Below are 16508 nucleotides of genomic sequence, written 5' to 3' on the forward strand. Positions count from 1 at the left end.
ATCCCGATTAATCAGCCGGTTTGTTAATAAACCCTTTTATGACTTCATCCAGATCATTCGTTGAAGACCTCAAATGATTAACGATCTCCATTAATGCGTTCGGATCAGTCTTTTCATTTAATAAATCTACCAGTCCCATTATCCTGGCCAGGGGCGCACGAACATTATGCGCCTGGCTCCAGGCTATTTCATTTAACCGTGAATTTTTTTCTTCAATAGCTTTAATATGTGATATCCTCTCGGTGATGTCCTGCATGGAACCGATCATTCTGATGGGCTGTTCTTTCTGGTCAAAGATGACAAAGGAGCGATCCAACACGAATTTATAGTTACCGTCGGCGCAACGAAATCGATATTCCAGCTGGAGCCTTGATTTTTTGCTCCCAATCAATTCACTAAATTGGTTTTGAACGGCATTCCTGTCATCCGGATGTACTTGCTGCTCCCACCATTCTATATTATGGCTTTTGGACCGATACCCAAAAACGGTGCGCAACGCCTGGCTCCACTGCATTTTGCCTGTTTGAATATCCCAATCCCAAATGGCATCGCTGGTCGCCTTTGACACAATCCTGAAGCGATTAAGCAATTCCTTCGTTTTCAGCTCGTTTTGAATTTGTTCGGTAACATCTCTGGAGTTCGCAACTATCCCCTTCACTGAAGGGTCGTTAAGCAAATTTGTTATGATTGTTTCAATCCATCGGTATTCGCCTTTTGCATTGATGAAACGGAAAGCGGGTAATTTGAGTTGTTTGTTGGACACCAGCAGATTGAATTCCTTTTCAGCTGGGGATTTGTCATCCGGATGAATAAAGTCGAATGCATTTTTGCCCAGGAAATGATCGGCTTCGATACCCAAAATCCGTTTTACGGTGGGACTAACATATTTATAAACACCCTGGCCATCCAGGATCGCAATCAGATCTGAACCATCCTGTACAAGTGCCTTAAACCGCTGTTCACTTTTTGCCAATTCCAGTTCCGCCTTAATTTGTTCCGTCTGATCAACGGCCATCACCAGGCGTGCATTTTTCTGGTCGAAAAAAACAGAGTTGCCGTCTACTTTAACATAGATGATCTCCCCATTCTTTTTGACATGTCGTACTACAGAAGAATTAAAGCGGCCTTTTAGAATGTGATTATTTACCAGGTGGATCAGTGCATCTGCATCCTCTTTTGGTCTCAGATCGATCAAATCCATTTCCATAAATTCCTTACGACTGTACCCATAGAGCCTGATGGCGGCATCATTAACCTGTAAGATCCTCAGCGTCTTAAAATCATAGACCCATTGTGGCAGGGGACTATGATTGAACAGACCATAATATCTTTTTTTTTCCTGTTCCAGTTGCCGGGTAATTTGCTTCCACTCGGTAATATTTTTAAAATAAACCGACAGGCCCTCGCCAGACGGAAATGCACTCACCTCCACCCACATTTTATTTACCGGCCAGTATTCCTGAAATCGGACAGCAACGTTTTCCCGGATGGCCCTGTGGTATTCGGAATAGAATTTTAGGGATGTGGCCTGGCTGAATTCCGTCCAAAGGTTTTTACCTAAAATCTCCTCTCGTGATTTCGATAACAGTCGCTCGCATTCCTTGTTCCAATAAGTTACTACCCAATTCAGATCCACCTCGAAAAAGGCCTCAGTAAAGCTTTCCAGAATGTTGCTGATCTTTTGCTTATATCTTACTAGTTCATCTTCAAAACTCAAACCTGCGGGATGACAGTTAACAGTTTTATCTTGGTCTTGATTTTCATTCATTCTTCACTAATTTAGTATTCAGAGCCTGGTTTAGCGATTTTTTTTATTAACAGGAAGGAGAAGGACACATCCCCGTGTTCTCTACTGGTTAACAAAAACGCGTGGAATTTAAAGCACCGCAAGAACAGCTTTAACTTGCACTGTTGATCAGTTTGTAACCTATGCTATAACAGCTCATCGTCCGGGATGTTTTGACAAAATGTTTTAATGAATTCCCCTCACTAAGAATTGGAAAATACTATAAATCATCATCACTAGCCAACAGCTGTACGCCCAAAAAAACGTGCGGTATAATGTGTCCAGTTCAGACTGACCGATCTTACTTTATTAATCTTTTCCCGGCTCATGCGTTTCGCTAATCAGTACCCTTTCCAGATCTGTGGTGGGTGGCCCGGTGAGCACGTTACCTGAAACATCAAACCTGCCCCCATGACATGGGCAATCCCAGCTCCGCTCAACGGAATTGAACTGAACTATACAGCCAGCATGCGTGCAGGTTGGATTCAAGGCAATAACCTTTCCTGAATCGTCTTTGTAAACCGCAAGCTGTTTCCCCTGAAATCTGACAAGTTTCCCCTCGGTGGGCTTCAAATCAGTAAGTGCCTGCAGTTCCTCCGAAGAAAACCGGTCGGCAACAAAATGCCAGGCTACATCCGCATTTTCCTTTACAAATTCTGTAAATCCGGCTACGGGTTTCATACGGGATGGACTAAAAAGCGCAGTATATTGATTTTCCTTCCCAAGAATCAAATCTGAAATGATCCGTGCGGAAAGTGTTCCAAATACCATCCCGTTTCCATTGAAACCAGTGGCCATATAAGTGCCCTCAACAGCACCGGGCATCTGCCCGATATAAGGCAGCCCGTCCACAGGTACATAGTACTGCGCCGACCACTGGTAATCGACCTGGGCCACATCATAATATTGGCTGGCGTACGCTTTCAGGTTTGTAAAGGCCTGCTGGGGATCACCATGACCGGTCTTATGGTCTTCCCCGCCTACAATCAGGTATTTTTGTCCTTCAATAACATGGCTTCGGAAATAATGGTAGGGCTCCTGCATGTCATAGGTCAGCCCATCAGGATAATTGTTGCCCTTCAATTTCAGCCCAAGTACATAACTGCGGTAAGGTGCATTTCTAAAGCTCATCAGGTTTATTCCCGGTGGAATATGTGTTGCATAAACGAGCCTTTTTGCCTGGATCGAACGCCCATCTGATTTCGCAGTATAAATGCCATCTTCAAAACTGCTTTCACTGATCCTGGTATGCTCTGCAAGCTGTCCACCCAGTTTAATGAACTCCGCAATCAATCCAGAAATGTACTTTAAAGGATGAAACTGACCCTGGTGTTCAAATTGAATCGCTGAATCAAAAGGAACAGGAACTCCATTCTGATCAGCAGTTGCTACGCCCAATCCGGCTCTTTTAGAAGCATTTAGAATCTGCGTTAATTGCCTGGATTCTTTTTCGTTTTCAGCATACAGCCAGGCCTGCTTGAATTCCAGATCACAATCTATGTCCAGCTCTGTCACCAAACTGCTGATCTGGTCTAATGCTTCATTTCCGCCACGTGCCAACAGTTGGGCAGCATCCTGACCGAAGTCACTTTCAACTTCTGGATATGTTGCATCAAAAAAGGTATTTAAATGTGCGGTCGTACCTCCGGTTGTCCCAAAGCCAGCCTGCCCAGCCTCTGCCACAATACAATTCAATCCGGATCGCTGCAACAGCAAAGCGGTCGTGACCCCGGTAATCCCTGCGCCAATGATCAGACAATCGTACACCTGATCGGAATTCACGGCAGGGCTTTCTCCTTCTGCCGGATTGTACCCGGCAGTTTCTTGCCAGGGACTCACACTGGCGCTGTCTCTTCGCCTGTTTGGCGTATCCTGTTTGTTATTTTGCATCATTATTGGTTTTAAGTTAAGTACTCGGAAATATTCTCTACTGGACATCTTTGCTCAGCAGGTTTTTCACCAGGGCCTTCCACTGGGGGTATGAAATCCCGATTTTAGCACCCCAGCCGACAATGGTATTACGGAGGTTATCAAGCGTATTTCCGGTATCGGTATTGGGTACTTCATTGCGTCCATGTGCTTCCGCATAAATCCGCCTTCCAATGCGTTTTACCTGGATAGTGGAGGTAGCTTCTTCCGTCAGAAAATGCGCAGTTGTCTCGGTATTGCCCATAGGGCTGACCGATGGTCTGACGATCAGACTCAGTACTTCGGCATCATGTAGCATTTCTGACTTTACCGCTTCAACCCTGACCCAGTCGTAACCGCCAGCGGTTTGTGTCCCCGGTCCGGGGATATCAATCCTGATGTGGTCACCGACTGATGCTTTGCGCTGCACCTGGTTTCCATTTGCATCAGTAAGCCTGAAGTCAGATAAGACGCCGCCCGTGATTTTTGTCCAGCAGTTCACCTCCAGCAGGCGACCTTTCACGGTCTGAAAAAAACGATCTGCCTCCCCTGCAGAAGGAAGTACTATTTCTTCTATTGCATCCATTTCCGATCCTGTTTGCTGAGCAGGGACATCGCCCTTCCCCAGATGTTTTCTTTCGATATTTGCTTTCATGTTTTCCATAGTTTAGATTAATAATTTAGAACTTAATGATCCTGTTTCGGTCCAAAAGTCATGGCCTCAAGAATTTCATTAATGGAGAAATACGCCCCGCAGACAAACTCATCGGCAGCACCATAATACACCGTCAGCTGGTCACCATCAACCACATGGCCATTGGTAAAGACCACGTGGCCGAAGAACCCACTCAGTTCATATTTTTCCGTTGGCACCATGATCGGGTCAATAGTTCTGGCGATGACCATTGAGGGATCTTCCAGTGCCATCAAAAAAGCGCCCAGACAATACTCGTGTTTGCTATTCGCCCCATGGTAAACCTCAAGCCAGCCGTAAGGAGTGCGGATCGGTGCAATGAAAAATATTTCCCCCCAATTTTCTCTTCAAAAATAGCTACATCCTTATTATGAGGTGGCAGGATCATCCCATTATAGGCAAAGTGCTGCCAATCACTGGTGATCCTCAGGCCTACTCCGACGCCGCTATCAGAAACTGCAGTATAGGTAAGGTAATAGGCTCCCTCAAGGAAACTTACCCTGCAGTCCTCAATACCATAGCGTTCCAGCTTACCACTTCCAAACAAAGAAGAATGAAGGTCGTTCGGTTCAGAAAAATGAACACCGTCGTTCGCCACCAAAAGACGCAGGTGGGATACCGTGGTCAGATAATCCAGCCCCTTATAATTCACGATCCGCGCATCCGTAGTTACCAAATCAGGATCGTTCAGTGGCACTTCGATGATTTCCATCTGCCCATGGGCGTTCCATATGGGAAAGAAAATTACACCTTCTTTCTGGGCAATACTTTCGGCTACCCGTACCAACAGCCAGACCTTACCCTGAAAGCGGAATACGCCGGGATTCAGCAAACTAATGATTTGTAAACTTTCCCTGCTGGCTTTCAGGTCCTGGGGCATCAGTAGCGGGTTTTCCGGAAAGCGTCTGGCCAGATCTTTCATGTCTGTTCTTCCTTAAGATAATGCAGTTCAATTTCTTTTCCGATCGCATCGACGGTCGCTTCATTCAGGATCACCATTAGCCGCTCCCCTTTTAAATCCGGCGTGTACATCGGCAAGTCACCCGGTGCTATTTTCTCCGGATCAATCAGTACCCAGTCTGCATCGGCATAACGGACCGCGCCCATAATCCCTCCAAAATAAATCACCTTGAAATGATCTTCGTTGGGAAGAATGGTCAAAGTCACTTCATTTTGACCGTAACCAATTTTGATGTTAAAAACTGCTTCCTTCATCTCTTTTTTGAATTAAAATTTAACGGCTGAATAAATCTACCTCAAACCAAATCATTAACACATGAAAGCAAACACCCGGCAATCCTAAAGGTTTTACAAAAATGTCCGTTCAGTTCGACAGTGATCCAGCAACAGCGCCCAGCCCAAGTCCGAAACAAGAGAATATACAATTGCTTCTTTATCTTATTGGCAAGTTTCGTGGAGAACGCCTCTCACACGAAATGGTTTCCAGCAAAGAAAACCTCGCGAGCGGATGATCATAAAAGCAAGTCAATGTCTAGGCCTCAAGGGTGCAGAGGCGACCAACAAACTTCAGGTATTCTGGGAAGCACTGTTTGACCTTCTTAGGGAAGAAAATGAAACACCATCAAACATAAGACAAGTTGCATTGTTATTTTAACAGAACAGATTTTCACTAAAACCTACCATTATGTCAAATGAGGAAAATAACCATAGAAAAGATGAGGCGTCAAAAAAAACTGTCTACAAGGAAGCAGAAGAGCGTATCAATGAAAAGAAACCAGATAACGGAGAGACTTCATCTGTAGCCGATACTGGCAGGACAGACCTGATTTCAAAGCCCGACAGGAAGCATAAACCCCTTGGCTCAAGCCATGAGCCGGGAACCACTCCGGGGAGTGATATTTAAAAAAAGTGCTGGTTGTTAACCAGCACTTTTTTTATTCGGTTACCAGGTGCTTTTTGGTTTGTTGTTAGTGTCTGGGCTGTGCATTTGCTTTCTGTTTTTAACGAAAACCATCTTGGGTTCCATACTTGTTATTCAAACAACTCCTGCTCTTCAGTGAAATAAGATTTGCGTCCGCCAATTTCCGCTACCCGCACCTTCTTTCCTGTCGGACTCTCCTTAATGTGTGCTCCGTGAACTTTTAGAAAATCTTTAATCTCGGCACTCAACTCGTCGGACAACACTTCTCCGATCTGAGCAATTTCCTTGCGCAGTAAGGCACCGATGACCTGGTGCAAGTCTTTGACTTTAGCCTTTGGGATCGCTTTTGATACCGACATCGGTGAAATCCTGGCTGTCCACAAAATTTCATCTGCATAGGTATTTCCGATACCCCGGATCACATGCTGGTCCATCAGCACCGTTTTCACTGGTTTCTTCGTTTTTGCCAGAACCTTTTCCAGATAATTCAAACTCATTTCATGGGAAAGCGCGTCCGGCACATCAGATGGGGCAGGGTTAAGGGTGGGTGTCGCTGCCTTTTGGAAGTCCGTTAACGCAAACCCGCCCACACCTTTAAAAAGTAATGATATGATTGAATGTTTAATTTCATCATCACGCTCAAATGGTTTCAACTCACCATGTAACATCAGATGCAGACCAAGCACATTTCCTCCTGCGAAATGCAGCTGCAGTGTTTTTCCTTCGCGTCTGACACCAAGAAGTTTACGACCCTCAAGTTGATCCTTCAATTCTTTTTCTGAGACGTTTAGCTTCCTGGTTTCCAAAGCTTCCAAGTATTCCAGTGTTTTATTCTTAAATCGCCTTTCCAGGTTAGTGGCGAATACTTCCAGATCAGGTAATTCCGGCATTATGCTTTATTTAAATGAATTTTTATGGCTTCAATTGAATTTCCGGCTGCTGGTACAGCCTTCTTCAACTCATTGTATTTTAACTTACTTGTCCGGTATAATACATCATAATTATCGTCCAGATTAATTGCATTCCTTTCTTGTTTAACTTTACCGTCCATCTCGCTTTGTTAAAAGAATTTAACTCAGGCATTTCCTCCTTTTTAAAGTCCATTCTCTAGCCAAGCAGGGAGGGTGAACAATAAAATTATTGCCTAAACTGCTCAAGTTGCACACTTTTTATCGTCTAGCCCGATGCTCACTCCTCGCCATCCAATACACGAGTTTGAATGTCCCCATCAGCATCCAGCCAAATGTCAATAAAACTATCCATGTCAACATAGACATTTAAAGGCTGCAGGTAAGTATATGACCCTGCCCGCAGTATGCTTTTTAATTGTAGCCCGTTTTCGATCAGCTCATTAGAAACCTCGTCGGCATATCTGCCATCTTGAAAACCGAACTGCAGGCTTAAAAAATACCAGTTCGCAGCCAGGTTATTAATGAAATCATCATTCACTATTGATTCATGCATTTTCATTGGCTCATTTTAAATACAAGGGGTAACTAACGTTCCTCAATTTCATTCCCATTCACCTATTCACTCTGATCTAATAAGAAAACAACGCATAAGAGGAAGTGTTTTGAAACTAAATTAAAATCTTAGGTGACATGCCAAATACTGATTTCAAAGGGAATGAAACCATCGGAGTGACCTTACCCAACTGTTGTGATGATCCAAAAGGTAATCTTGGCGTAATCACCAATGATAAAACCTTTCTATCCTATATTAATTTGGCCGAATTTGCTTATTGAATGCAGGGAGGCAGTTTATCTTCCCAACTATAGTTGAGTACAGCTGGGAAGACTTATTGCCTATCTAATAAAATTAAAGGATAAGAAAACGCTATAATAATAATGTTAAAGCTTCGGCAAAAACCGACCGGATTAAGAACGTCCGGAATTTAACAGGTAAAAAGATTAACAAGCATTTAGTCTACTTACTCTGGCTTTCTTATTTTTTTAACTTTTCCCCATTGCCAATCCTCTCTGAAATCCTCATCGGCATGAAAATAATAACTTGGCCGTCTGATGAAGGACATCTTATGTCCGATCTGCGGTTTGGTTTTGGCCTTTTTACTTTTGAACTCTTCCATAATATTCATATATGCTGCGTACGCTAACTTTCAACATTAAAACACCAGGCCGGTATTACCCTGCCGCCACATTGGCCTCAGTCAATGCGATATCTGTAAGCTTTTCATCAGTTTCCTTTTCTTCAGCTAAGGTGGTGCTCAACAGCTCCTCAGCTTCTGTATGTTCCATTAATTTGGCGTAGGTTACCAGGCAGCCATAACTTGCGATTTCATAGTGTTCTACTTTCTGGGCAGCGGCGATCAGTGCTGCATCTAAAACGGGACTTTGTTCAAAACTCTCGATAATTTCATCGGCTTCTTCGAGCAAGCCTTCCATCGCTTTACATTTTTTACCTCTGGCAGACAGGCCGATCGAGTCAAAAGTTTGTTTTAGTCGTTCGATGTGTTCCTCTGTCTCGGTATAATGGGCTTCGAACGCAGATTTTAATGTTGCACTGTTTGCGCTGGACGCCAATTTTTTCAACCCCTTCAGCAATTGCCGCTCAGCACCCAGGATATCTCTTAATTCATCTACGAACAGCTCATGAAGATGGCCGTTCGGCATGCTTTGTGATTTTTGACTTGAATTTTCCATAGTTTTAGTTTTTATTTATTGCTATTTTAATCTTAATAATTTTAACAATCCGTTTGAGGACTTGTTCCATTGCAGTTGAAAACCAGTAAAAACACGAAAAAAAAGGCTTGAACCTTCGTTTTTTGTGGTAAATACCTGGCACAATGAGCTATCGTTTTAAAAATTCAGCCTGATACATTTTAAGACTTTTCTTCAATACACCCCTGGCCAGGTGAATCCTGGTTTTAACCGTCCCAATGGGAATGTTCAATTCGGTTGCAATTTCATGGTATTTATACCCTTCAAAGTACCTTATGAACGGATAAGAGTAGTCCTGCGGAAGCTTAGCCAAGGCAGAATGAATATTATCTAGTGTACATTTACCTTCCCCGCCATTGCGGGCGGTATTGTTTCTAAAATCATCGGTCACCATCCCTACACATTCAGTCATGTAAGCCTTCATTCTGTTTTTCTTGCGGTAGTTGTTAATGAAAGTATTTTTTAAAATCATGTACAACCAACTTTTTAAGTTGGTTCCATCTTCAAACTTTTCGGCATTGCGGATCGCCTTAAGCATGGTATCCTGGACAAGGTCATCAGCGTCATCCTTGTTTTTTGTAAATGAAAATGCAAAGGTGTGCAGGTTATTTTCAACATCAAATAACTGCCGGTTAAAATCTAATAATTCTGTTTTCATGGTCAATATTTTTGAGGGGGGGTTAACACAACAATTAAGATCTTTTATCAGATTGCTCATGCCACTGAGGTTATTTATCAAGTCATCTGCTCGATCCAATTGAATCTTTAATTTGCACTGTCTAAGCTTAAAGAGTCAATATTTGCAGTATCTGCAATCCCGGTTTCTGTCCTGGCCGTGTCCATTACGGCACTGTCGGTCATTAGCGAATCCGTATCATTACTATTGCGATCTGAATTGCAAGCTGTAAATCCTATACTAAGAATCAACAGCATGGCTGGAATTTGTAGTTTCATTCTTTTCATTTTTAAAGGTTTAACAAGTAGATATTAAGTGCTTTAATAGGCACTGCTAATTTTAAACAGGTCAGGAAAATAAAAAGTTTGCCCAAATGAAAAAACGGGTATTTAGTCATTATTGCGTATTTTACGCATGTTTGGGCACTCGTAATCGTACGAAAATCTTCTTCTGGGCCCTTTGAGATCTGCCCTATTTTGGGCTTTCATCTGGGAAAATTGCCATTTAAGTGCACCAGTCAATTTTACGAGGGATGTATAGAAGGCAATGGGATTTAGGCCCTATCCGCATTTACCCTGAAATTATTTGCGTTAAATACGTGATTGCTATTCTACAAAGCCATTAAGGACGGCATAACGAATCAATGCTGCTGTATTTCGGGAGCCGGTTTTTTCAATCAGGCTTTGGCGATGTCCTTCCACTGTCCGCTTACTGATAAATAGTTTATCAGACATTTCGCTATTGGTTAGCCCCTCAGCGATCAGATGCAGAATTTCAATCTCCCGGGTAGAAAAATCGATTTGATTTTCCGGAACACCGACAACAGGATTTCGACTATGGGCGAGTTTATTCAGCATACCCATCGAAAGTTCTGAACACAAATATTTACTGCCAGCATGAACATGTTTAATGGCGAAAATAAGTTCGTCAGCACTTACATTTTTTAACAGGTAACCGTATGCACCTTCGGTGAAGGCCTGATAGATATAATGCTCATTGTCATGCATAGACAGCATGACTGCCCTGACACTTAGATCGAGTGCTTTAAGCTCCTTAAGCAGGGATATTCCGTCGAGTTCGGGCATATTGATATCTGCCAATATCACATCAGGTTGCTCTGATCTAGAAATGTACTCCAAGACTTGCCTGCCGTTCACTGCTTCAGCTGAAATATGGATGTCTTTATCCATCTCCAGTAACATCCTTATGCCATTTCTAACAATAGTGTGATCTTCTGCCAGTATTACGTTTATCATAGTATTGTTTTTTGCTAAGAACAATCTCAACAGCGAATTGTTACGCAAATCAAGGAATTTGGGTATTTGGCATCGATATTTTTAGCATAAGTGGACAGTGGGAATGCAGTTCATCGGCTCTAGACAGCACTACCAAGCAGGATGTCCAACTACATCTTTATGATCAAATTACCTGTAATCGTGTACGACAACTGATAACCATGAGCAATTACCCATCTTTTAACTCAGGCTCCCAAATATATTTCATGACATCCGTCACGCTATCGTTGACTGAAATACGACGGTACCATTGTCCTTTGCTACTGTGGTCTCCGCCGGCTAAACTGACATAAATCCTCACAGGGGAACCTTCCCTATCTGTAGTGATAAGTAAATCAAAGCGCCCTGTCTGCATCCCTACAGCTGAAGACGGATTGTATTTACGGTGCAGTAGTGCCAAAATTCGCAAATCTAACATCATAACATCACTCTCCTTTGCCAGTACCAAGTTACCTATTAAACTTACGTAATTTCTACTGGCTTCGATGTGTCAACTACCTGTTTATGGAAAATAATTGTGATTGCCAGCGTTATGCAGACAAACAGATAGCCGAACTCTTGTTATTCGTGTTACTTGTCTCCAATATGTTGAGTAAAAAACAAACAAATCGATGCGAACTAAAGGAAGAACTAGAGACTATTTCAGCAATCCGATCACTCCACTGCTCTTTAGAGGGCCGGCTGTTAAGCGACTATATCATGATCAGTGCTGCTGACATTGGCATCGGTTACTAAGACCAATAGTCAATATTTGAGAAATTTAGACGGATAAGACCTATAGCTAGGGGATCTGATATAGGATTTTATCCGGTAATAACATCGTGATGGCCTCCGCCGGTAAAGCAACCATTGAAAAGCCGGGACAACTTATATTCAGCTGGCGTACTCATCGAGCCACTCACTTGTCCAAACAATTTGGGGCCGCTTATATAGAGACTTTACCAGCTTGAGGCTGAAACGGAGGATGGTGTATTAGAAATAGCGGCGAACAGCCCGAGCCCATTCGCCACTATAACTTAACCACCCCCACAATAGTACCCTAGGAGGCGATTCATTGGATAATAGTTCTACCTTGAATCGCCTTAATTCGTTATTTTATCTCGGCTTGTATCTTTTCGATCATTTCAAGATGATGCTTTACTACGGGTGCCGTTTTGCCTGCGAAGGCTTTTAGCTCCGTATCTGAAAGGTTTCTACTGCCATCTTCCATCAGCGCCAGGGTTTTCTGATGCCCGTCAACCATCGCCTTTACATAGGCTTTGTCAAATTCCGCACCTCTTGCAGCTTGCAGCTCTTTTTGTACGGCAAGGTGTTCTGCATCCAATGTCGCAGGCAGTGCAATTCCTTTGGCTGTGGAAATCCCGTTTAGTTCCTCGTTAGCCTTGCCATGATCTTTAACCATCATTGCTGCGAACTCCTTAACTTTTGCACTGCTTGCCTTCTGTAAAGCCAGCTGACCAAACCCCACCTCTGCCATTCCGCCTACGGCTGCTTTGTTCGCGAAACTGGTATCGGCGAGGCCGGATTCTGCGGGCGCCATGTCAGAGGTCATCGTGGTGTCAGTCATTGTCGTATCGGACACATCAGTGCTATTCTCCGACTGCTGTCCGCAACTCTGGAAGATCAGTGATCCCGCAAATGCAAATAAATAAATCAATTTTTTCATGGTCTAATGTCTTTGTTTGGTACCTATAACCATTTGCCTGAACTTTTGTTTATACTATTAAATCTTAACCTAATTTATATTTGAAAGCGCCTAGTAGGCAATGCCTACCGGTTTTTATCTTTTTCCGGCCGAATAATCAGCCGAAGGGTCGGATCATTTGTGGCGAAGCTCCAAAACCAGTTAAAAGCCAGCTTAAGTTTATTTCTAAAGCCAGCAATCGGAATGATGTGGATAAAAAGCCATACCAGCCAGGCCAGGAAACCTTTAAAAAATCCATTGGGTAAATCCACAACTGCTTTAAATTTCGCAATGATCGCCATCGATCCTTTGTCTTTGTAATGGAAAGCAAGAAGTGGCTTTGCCTCCCGGATGTTCACGAAATTCCGGGCAAGCAGTGTTCCTTGTTGAATGGCTACCTGTGCCAGTTGAGGATGTCCGGTCGGAAATTTCGGGTCGCTTTGCTGTAAACAGATGTCCCCGATGGCAAAAACATTTTCCAAGCCGGCTACCCTGTTAAACTGGTCCACTATAATTCTGCGTCCTTTACCAACGACTTCCGGAGGTAAACCGGCCGCTTCCCTTGCGATCACCCCTGAGGTCCAGATCAGTGTCGCACTGGGAATGCTTTCACCGCTACTGAGGATCACCTGATCAGCTACATAATCCTTGACTGCTGTGTTCAGCAGGATATTGACACCAAGCTTTTTCAACACACCAGCCGCTTCTTGCTGAGACTTTTCACTCATCGGTGCCAGTAAACGGTCCAGCGCATCCACCAAATAAATCTTACCCAAACCTTTTCTCGCCGCCGTTGGATAATCTTTCCGAACAATGTTTCCACCCATTTCTGCCAGCATCCCGGCGATTTCTACGCCGGTAGGGCCGCCACCAGCGATGACAATATTTCCCAGTCGCTCCCGCTCATCTTCATCTTCGCTGCGCGCCGCCTCCTCGAGTCTGAGTAACACATGATTCCTCAGCTCCAGTGCATCATCGATGGATTTCATCGGCAGCGCCCCGCGCCTGACGTTTTCCATTCCAAAGTAATTGGTCTCCGTTCCCATCGCCAGTACCAAATAATCATAAGTCAGGGAGCCGTTATTTGTATGAACCTTATGCGCAGCCAAATCGATATTGAGCAGACTGCCCATGTAAAAGCTAAACTGTGGCTTCGACTGGAACATCCTTCGGAACGGGTAACTGATGTTCGAGGCCTCAATATATGCGGTAGACACCTGGTAGAGCAATGGTGGAAAGAAATGATAATTATTCTTATCCACCAACACCATCTCATACTCATTATCTGACGCGAGCTTTTTAGCCAGGTTCAATCCGGCGAAACCTCCGCCAATAATTATAATTTTTTTCAAAGCTACGCTCATATTTCAACAGTTTTATGGAGGATCTGGTTTTAGCCTTTCCTAAGCACTAAAGACGCTTACCAGACCGAGGTTTACCTACTAACATCGGGTAGCCTAAGTTGTTTTGGATAACTGAAGTAGAAAGAACCCGGAATAAATTCAAAAAAGGGAAAACCAAAATAAACAGTGGTTTTTCTTTAGGCGATCTAAACCACAGATCTACCATGCAAAAAAGAAATATGGCCATCCGGCTAAGCAGTTTCCTGACTTGTGACATAGTCAAAACAAAATAGCCTGTGAGTGGTTTTAGCACACTACTTATCCTGATAATTTTAAATTGAGCTTGTTATGAATCCACTAACCCCCTGGGCGGTCTCCGCCGGTAATGAATTGGCAGGTAATCCATCAGCAATCTTTGATCATGCCGCCGGTGGTTTCCATTTTAAAGTCACCGCTACTTCAGATTCCATCTGGATCCGGACCGAATTACCTGGCGGTGGACGGGTGGCCTTCCGCGTGGCTTACAGTCCCGGGACTGACCTGGAAATCCTTGAAATCACCAGACATCAGCAGCCGGGAATAGACCTGAATCTCCGATCTGCTGTGGGCAGGCAAACGGTCAGTATTCGTATCAATCAATCGCAATCCTCTCCGGTATTGCGCTATACCAATAGCCTGACCCCTGTAAAAGACCTACTGATACCCAGCTGGCCAAGAGACATACTGTTTATTGGAAAGCACAACAATCCTGAGCACACGGAAGGAAAAATCCATGCCAGCCAGTTTGGTACACGCACGGGCTTCTTGTATCTGAGTCAGACTAAACCAAAATCCGCCACGCTGCTTTACCTGCAGAACCTGACGGCACTGTCAGACTACTGTCAACAGACGGAAACTTCTCTGGGTGATACCGTCGGCGGAGTATGGCCAGAATTGGGACTTTCCCTCCCTCCTTCCAAAAAACCACTTCAGGCAGGTAAAGAAGTCATCCTTTCTGACGCCTTCATCGCTTTCGATGAGGAAGTACCGGATGAAGAGCCGGCAATGATGCGTTTATACCTTGATTTGCTGGCCAGGATTTATCTGCTATTGCCAAAACCAGCAACAAACTATCAGAATTGGTCCCAGATCCTCAGTAAGGGATTAAAAGACCTGATTGATAGCCCCGGATGCTGGTCACAGGTGGCAGGACACAAATACTTCAATGCCTATGTAAGCGACTACCAGACCCCACCCGAAATCATGGTACAGCTGGCTGTATTATTACCCTTGCTAGACTACGTGGAATGGAGCGGTGAGCAGCTGGGAGTAATGAAAGTGATCAAGGAAGGTCTGCCCTCATTTTATGATGAAAAACTGGGCACGATCATGCGCTGGCTTCCGGCAGCAGAAGATAAGCTCAAAGGCGATGAAGAGCAGAAACAGCCCAAAGTAATGGATTCCTGGTACCTGCACCATCCCTTGCTCAACCTCTCCAGACTGGCGTTAAAGGGAGACAAGATGGCAGAAAAACTATTCCTGGACTCGCTGGATTTCGCAATCAACGTTGCCCGGCACTTTAAATACCAATGGCCTGTATTCTATAAAATGGATACCCTGGAAGTCATCAAAGCGGAAACAGCTGAAGGCAAAGGCGGAGAAAAGGACGTAGCTGGCATTTATGCCCATGTCATGCTCCAGGCCTGGGAACTGACCAGGGAAAAAAAATATTTAAACGAGGCAGAGAAAGCGGCAAAAACCTTACAGGGTTATGGCTTTGAGCTATTTTATCAGGCCAACAATACAGCTTTTGCATCCGGGGCATTGCTCCGGCTCTATAAAATCACTAAAAATGAATTATACCTCAACCTGAGTTACAACTGCCTTGCGGCAATATTCCGGAATGTGCAACTGTGGGACTGCAATTATGGCTATGGCAGGAATTTCCCGAAATTCTTTTCGCTTTATCCGCTAAATGATGCACCCTACACCGCTGTTTATGAAGAACAGGAAGTTTTTTGTGCTTTTCACGACTACCTGATGCATGCCGAAGGGGTAGACATCCTGCCTTCAGTAAGACTGCTCTTAGCCGAATACATCCGTTACCTGGTAGACAGGGCGATATTCTATTACCCGACAATGCTGCCGGCAGAGATGCTTGAAGAAAACCCAAAGATGGGCGAAGTTGACCCCAAGCTTTGGATCGCCCTGGAGGACCTGCAGGATGGGTGGCTGGCCTCAGGAACCGTTGGTCAGGAGGTATATGGCGCAGGTAATGCTTTTGGAATACTTCCGCGGCACCATCTGAAAATTCCTGATCAACCCTTCCTGATCTATACCGATTACCCGACTTCAGGATTTAATGCAATCAGTGGAAAAAACATTACTTTCCGTGTACTAGGTGATGATCGGCTCCATTGCCGGATGATGCTCGTCAAAACAGCACAGAAAAGAATCCCGGAATTTAAGATCCAGCTAAACGGTCAGAAAGAACCGCTGAAAGGAATACCTACTGCAAATGGAAACCGGGAATACACCATACCAGGAAACAGTACCATAACGATTAAAATACATCAGTAACCT

The 16508-nt window shown here is 44.1% G+C and carries 17 protein-coding genes and 1 pseudogene; 3 read left to right on the top strand and 15 right to left on the bottom strand.

The window, feature by feature from the left end; translation table 11 throughout:
* Positions 1–7 precede the first annotated feature (7 nt).
* From AC6CH7_RS05015 to AC6CH7_RS05035, 5 genes and pseudogenes are all read right to left on the bottom strand, one after another.
* Positions 8–1768, bottom strand: a complete 1761-nt coding sequence (locus AC6CH7_RS05015) for a PAS domain-containing protein (RefSeq protein WP_498261647.1) — start codon at positions 1766–1768, stop codon at positions 8–10.
* 327 nt (positions 1769–2095) lie between these two features.
* Positions 2096–3676 (bottom strand): FAD-dependent oxidoreductase, encoded by a 1581-nt coding sequence (locus AC6CH7_RS05020; RefSeq protein ID WP_498261648.1) that lies wholly within the window; start codon positions 3674–3676, stop codon positions 2096–2098.
* A gap of 37 nt (positions 3677–3713) precedes the next feature.
* Positions 3714–4349, bottom strand: a complete 636-nt coding sequence (locus AC6CH7_RS05025; protein WP_498261649.1) for a hypothetical protein — start codon at positions 4347–4349, stop codon at positions 3714–3716.
* A 32-nt stretch (positions 4350–4381) separates the two neighbouring features.
* Positions 4382–5310 (bottom strand): annotated as a pseudogene (locus AC6CH7_RS05030) (glycoside hydrolase family 130 protein).
* On the bottom strand, positions 5307–5603 hold the full coding sequence (locus tag AC6CH7_RS05035) for a hypothetical protein (RefSeq protein WP_498261650.1): 297 nt from the start codon (positions 5601–5603) through the stop codon (positions 5307–5309). Before AC6CH7_RS05035 ends, AC6CH7_RS05030 begins: the two are co-directional and overlap by 4 nt.
* Positions 5604–6033: 430 nt before the next feature.
* Here AC6CH7_RS05035 and AC6CH7_RS05040 point away from each other — a divergent pair, with 430 nt between their 5' ends.
* The gene (locus AC6CH7_RS05040; protein WP_498261651.1) at positions 6034–6252 is read left to right on the top strand and encodes a hypothetical protein; all 219 of its coding nucleotides are present in this window, start codon (positions 6034–6036) and stop codon (positions 6250–6252) included.
* Between the two features lie 128 nt (positions 6253–6380).
* Here AC6CH7_RS05040 and AC6CH7_RS05045 read toward each other — a convergent pair whose 3' ends face one another.
* The 3 genes from AC6CH7_RS05045 to AC6CH7_RS05055 form a co-directional block, all read right to left on the bottom strand.
* Positions 6381–7160 (bottom strand): Fpg/Nei family DNA glycosylase, encoded by a 780-nt coding sequence (locus tag AC6CH7_RS05045; protein WP_498261652.1) that lies wholly within the window; start codon positions 7158–7160, stop codon positions 6381–6383.
* Entirely contained in the window at positions 7160–7321 is a 162-nt protein-coding gene (locus AC6CH7_RS05050; RefSeq protein ID WP_498261653.1) for a DUF3606 domain-containing protein, read from the bottom strand. Before AC6CH7_RS05050 ends, AC6CH7_RS05045 begins: the two co-directional genes overlap by 1 nt.
* A 137-nt stretch (positions 7322–7458) precedes the next feature.
* On the bottom strand, positions 7459–7740 hold the full coding sequence (locus AC6CH7_RS05055) for a hypothetical protein (protein ID WP_498261654.1): 282 nt from the start codon (positions 7738–7740) through the stop codon (positions 7459–7461).
* Positions 7741–7871: 131 nt separating this feature from the next.
* On the opposite strand from AC6CH7_RS05055, the gene AC6CH7_RS05060 reads away from it, so the two are divergent.
* Positions 7872–8015 (top strand): hypothetical protein, encoded by a 144-nt coding sequence (locus tag AC6CH7_RS05060; RefSeq protein WP_498261655.1) that lies wholly within the window; start codon positions 7872–7874, stop codon positions 8013–8015.
* A gap of 185 nt (positions 8016–8200) precedes the next feature.
* Here AC6CH7_RS05060 and AC6CH7_RS05065 read toward each other — a convergent pair whose 3' ends face one another.
* The 7 genes from AC6CH7_RS05065 to AC6CH7_RS05095 form a co-directional block, all read right to left on the bottom strand.
* A complete protein-coding gene (locus tag AC6CH7_RS05065) occupies positions 8201–8356 on the bottom strand; it encodes a hypothetical protein (protein ID WP_498261656.1) in 156 nt (51 codons plus the stop codon).
* Positions 8357–8411: 55 nt separating this feature from the next.
* Positions 8412–8930 carry a YciE/YciF ferroxidase family protein gene (locus AC6CH7_RS05070; RefSeq protein ID WP_498261657.1) on the bottom strand — a complete coding sequence of 173 codons (519 nt, stop codon included), beginning with the start codon at positions 8928–8930 and terminating at the stop codon, positions 8412–8414.
* A gap of 148 nt (positions 8931–9078) precedes the next feature.
* A complete protein-coding gene (locus AC6CH7_RS05075; protein WP_498261658.1) occupies positions 9079–9606 on the bottom strand; it encodes an RNA polymerase sigma factor in 528 nt (175 codons plus the stop codon).
* Between the two features lie 107 nt (positions 9607–9713).
* A complete protein-coding gene (locus AC6CH7_RS05080) occupies positions 9714–9902 on the bottom strand; it encodes a hypothetical protein (protein ID WP_498261659.1) in 189 nt (62 codons plus the stop codon).
* Between the two features lie 327 nt (positions 9903–10229).
* Positions 10230–10880 carry a response regulator transcription factor gene (locus tag AC6CH7_RS05085; RefSeq protein WP_498261660.1) on the bottom strand — a complete coding sequence of 217 codons (651 nt, stop codon included), beginning with the start codon at positions 10878–10880 and terminating at the stop codon, positions 10230–10232.
* Between the two features lie 1129 nt (positions 10881–12009).
* On the bottom strand, positions 12010–12486 hold the full coding sequence (locus tag AC6CH7_RS05090; RefSeq protein WP_498261661.1) for a DUF4142 domain-containing protein: 477 nt from the start codon (positions 12484–12486) through the stop codon (positions 12010–12012).
* Between the two features lie 203 nt (positions 12487–12689).
* On the bottom strand, positions 12690–13967 hold the full coding sequence (locus tag AC6CH7_RS05095; protein ID WP_498261662.1) for an NAD(P)/FAD-dependent oxidoreductase: 1278 nt from the start codon (positions 13965–13967) through the stop codon (positions 12690–12692).
* A 327-nt stretch (positions 13968–14294) separates the two neighbouring features.
* Here AC6CH7_RS05095 and AC6CH7_RS05100 point away from each other — a divergent pair, with 327 nt between their 5' ends.
* The gene (locus AC6CH7_RS05100) at positions 14295–16505 is read left to right on the top strand and encodes a hypothetical protein (RefSeq protein WP_498261663.1); all 2211 of its coding nucleotides are present in this window, start codon (positions 14295–14297) and stop codon (positions 16503–16505) included.
* The last annotated feature ends 3 nt before the right edge of the window (positions 16506–16508 follow it).

It is taken from the genome of Pedobacter sp. GQ55 (assembly GCF_059758925.1).

Coding starts and splice junctions, on each gene's coding strand:
- AC6CH7_RS05050 (WP_498261653.1), bottom strand. CDS start 7,321: ATGGACGGTAAAGTTAAACAAGAAAGGAATGCAATTAATCTGGACGAT.
- AC6CH7_RS05090 (WP_498261661.1), bottom strand. CDS start 12,486: ATGACTGACACCACGATGACCTCTGACATGGCGCCCGCAGAATCCGGC.
- AC6CH7_RS05070 (WP_498261657.1), bottom strand. CDS start 8,930: ATGGAAAATTCAAGTCAAAAATCACAAAGCATGCCGAACGGCCATCTT.
- AC6CH7_RS05085 (WP_498261660.1), bottom strand. CDS start 10,880: ATGATAAACGTAATACTGGCAGAAGATCACACTATTGTTAGAAATGGC.
- AC6CH7_RS05075 (WP_498261658.1), bottom strand. CDS start 9,606: ATGAAAACAGAATTATTAGATTTTAACCGGCAGTTATTTGATGTTGAA.
- AC6CH7_RS05080 (WP_498261659.1), bottom strand. CDS start 9,902: ATGAAACTACAAATTCCAGCCATGCTGTTGATTCTTAGTATAGGATTT.
- AC6CH7_RS05060 (WP_498261655.1), top strand. CDS start 7,872: ATGCCAAATACTGATTTCAAAGGGAATGAAACCATCGGAGTGACCTTA.
- AC6CH7_RS05065 (WP_498261656.1), bottom strand. CDS start 8,356: ATGGAAGAGTTCAAAAGTAAAAAGGCCAAAACCAAACCGCAGATCGGA.
- AC6CH7_RS05035 (WP_498261650.1), bottom strand. CDS start 5,603: ATGAAGGAAGCAGTTTTTAACATCAAAATTGGTTACGGTCAAAATGAA.
- AC6CH7_RS05040 (WP_498261651.1), top strand. CDS start 6,034: ATGTCAAATGAGGAAAATAACCATAGAAAAGATGAGGCGTCAAAAAAA.
- AC6CH7_RS05055 (WP_498261654.1), bottom strand. CDS start 7,740: ATGAAAATGCATGAATCAATAGTGAATGATGATTTCATTAATAACCTG.
- AC6CH7_RS05025 (WP_498261649.1), bottom strand. CDS start 4,349: ATGAAAGCAAATATCGAAAGAAAACATCTGGGGAAGGGCGATGTCCCT.
- AC6CH7_RS05015 (WP_498261647.1), bottom strand. CDS start 1,768: ATGAATGAAAATCAAGACCAAGATAAAACTGTTAACTGTCATCCCGCA.
- AC6CH7_RS05095 (WP_498261662.1), bottom strand. CDS start 13,967: ATGAGCGTAGCTTTGAAAAAAATTATAATTATTGGCGGAGGTTTCGCC.
- AC6CH7_RS05020 (WP_498261648.1), bottom strand. CDS start 3,676: ATGCAAAATAACAAACAGGATACGCCAAACAGGCGAAGAGACAGCGCC.
- AC6CH7_RS05045 (WP_498261652.1), bottom strand. CDS start 7,160: ATGCCGGAATTACCTGATCTGGAAGTATTCGCCACTAACCTGGAAAGG.
- AC6CH7_RS05100 (WP_498261663.1), top strand. CDS start 14,295: ATGAATCCACTAACCCCCTGGGCGGTCTCCGCCGGTAATGAATTGGCA.